We start from the raw sequence: 2320 nt of genomic DNA, 5'->3' as shown, positions 1-2320 counted from the left end.
TTGATTACCTCGGGATTTTCGGGTCTCCATTTTCAAGACCTGAAAATCCAGTCCCCAAATTTCTCCGTACTCATCCTTAGCTTTATCAAGGATTTGAGCCTTTTCTTCGGGGGAAAACGGTACTTTTCGGAAATAATAAACGTACTCCCACTTCTTCCCGACACGATATTTAAACTCGATAATATAGTTCGCGGACATTAGATCGTTCCATGCTGATTTAACCGATTCCTCCTTGTTCTTCCCAAAGCGTTTATATAATTCAGTTTTATGTAATTCCCAAGTTGTAGGGTATGAAAGAAGATTTACAAGCAAACCTAATGCCTGTAATGAAATAGGTTTTTCATTGTTTTTTTGGACTGCCTGTGCGGTTGCAGTCGGAACGATAATATCAGAGTTGTAAGGTAATTGAATCATTTTTGCCATTGTTTATTTCTCCTTTTTGAGAACAAGAAAAAGGCACTATCTCCCTAACAAGCTGGGAAACAATGCCTTTGATTTTTTTCTTGAAACTAACAGGAATATACACTAAAATAAGCGTATAACTTAAAATGTTAGTTACAAGAACTTCGGCAAGTGTTTTCCCTAGTTGGGTAGGGGGAACGGTTATAGTAGGGTTGCAGCCCTCTATAACAGTTGGAGTTCTTTTTCCGTTCATATGTAATTTACTAGAATTATACTTCTATCAAACTAGCAATGCAATGAAATTTGAAGGAAACAATCTTTCTTCAAATCTTTATATCCTAATAGAAAAATGAGAAAGAAAACGTATAGGATAGTTAACAAAAGTAAAGTAATGTGATACCATGATGGTGTATCGTTCACCATGAAAAGTATTTTTTACCGTCATGTGAAATGATACTTTGTGAAGGAGGGTCCGAAACCTTAGACTGTGGGAAGTTAAGTTTTCGGAACCAGTGATCGGAACTGATCAGATGAATGATCAGACCAACAGTGAAATTTTAACGTAAAAATTCTAAACGATTTAGACGTACTCTTTTCGCAGAGAGTGGGAAAAAGAAAAGTCACGGGTGTGGGAACCTGTGACTTTTTCTTGTTTATGAATATCATTTTTTGGTTAAAATCATAATAAGTTTTAGGAAGGTGAGTGGGAAATGGCTTTGAATGACCTATTTAAAGTCCGAGGTGCGGGAACACCAACCATAATCACCTTCCCAGGTCCAGTGGCTAAAGCAACATTCTACGGCTTAATGCTATAGTGTGGGAATCACTTTAGCATTATCACTCGGTAAACCAAATAAGCTAGGCGACCGATTGAGTAAAACCAATCGACAACCTTTCTTAATTTGGTTTCGTGAGTGGTAATAAATTTTAACGATTTTTTAACGATTTTTTTCATGGACATGACCTCTTTCTTTCGCAGATTTGGGAGGCCATTCCTTGGACTACTACTACATTATAGCAGGAATCTTTTTCACGTAGATTGAATCTTTTTCATTAATAGAAAATAATGTTACATTTTTAGATAAATTCCTTAAAAAAGTTATTCGAAAAACTAGCAAAAAAATCAAAAAAGAAAAAAAGCTATCATTTACCTTGGTATTTGATAGTGTTATCTACGATTTCCCATACAATGTATGATACATTGCATTTTAGTATTAAAAATACACCATAAAAAACCACCTTAATTTTTAGGTGGCTTTTTATTTTTCTTTCCGTTCCCGTGTTTCCTTACTAAAAAATATATCTTTATACCGTGATAAGCCAAAGTACCTGCCACATTAAAAAATAAAACTAGAATAAAACCTATTAACATTAAGATAATTCGCAAATAAAATATTTCCATTTATAAAAACCTCCAATAAGTGATGTTAGGTATTTTTAGTGAAAGAATAAAAATCCTTTTTTCTTTTCACTTCCTACATGGATTTTTGAAAAATTTTTCAACTTTATACCTCACTTATTTAAGTGACTACTAAAGAGGAATTTCACAAATAATTACTTTTAGTGTCATAACTTAAAAAAAGAATCCCTAATCACTACCAACGATTAGGGATTCCAATTAGGGGTCTCACCAACATTTAGCGGAAAACATACGCTAAGCAGATTTCGATAAGTAAATTACGGCCTTTTATACGTTTAGACATTAAATTCGTTCACAAACTTAATATTTTAATAATTATTGAACATTGATTATTGAACGAGTTAATGGACACTTCCGAAGGGAAGAAACACTTATAAATCCTTTAATGACAAGGTGTTCAGCAACTCAAGATTTTCTGAACAATTCCTTAGCGTATGTTTTCAGCGTTTCGTTGGTGGGACCTCAATTAAGTTTTCTACAGAAGAGAAAGACAAGGTC

Annotated in this window: 2 protein-coding genes; both read right to left on the bottom strand. The window is 33.8% G+C overall.

Going from position 1 to position 2320, the window contains the following annotated elements:
• The coding region (locus ACFCY1_RS41465; protein ID WP_375877815.1) for a hypothetical protein at positions 1 to 423 on the bottom strand (423 nt) is incomplete at its 3' end.
• Positions 389 to 655, bottom strand: coding sequence for a hypothetical protein (locus ACFCY1_RS41460; RefSeq protein ID WP_375867853.1), 267 nt, complete (start codon positions 653 to 655; stop codon positions 389 to 391). The genes ACFCY1_RS41460 and ACFCY1_RS41465, both read right to left, overlap by 35 nt.
• Between the last annotated feature and the right edge of the window lie 1665 nt (positions 656 to 2320).

The sequence above is a fragment of the Kitasatospora sp. NPDC056273 genome, from assembly GCF_042268845.1.
In the GTDB taxonomy this organism is placed as follows: Bacteria; Actinomycetota; Actinomycetes; order Streptomycetales; family Streptomycetaceae; genus Kitasatospora.
Note: the sequence above shows the minus strand (reverse complement) of the source record. Positions and strands in the feature narration are given on the sequence as shown.

Bases quoted from the DNA above. Each gene is read 5' to 3' on its own strand.
- ACFCY1_RS41460 (WP_375867853.1), bottom strand. From the start codon at position 655: ATGAACGGAAAAAGAACTCCAACTGTTATAGAGGGCTGCAACCCTACT.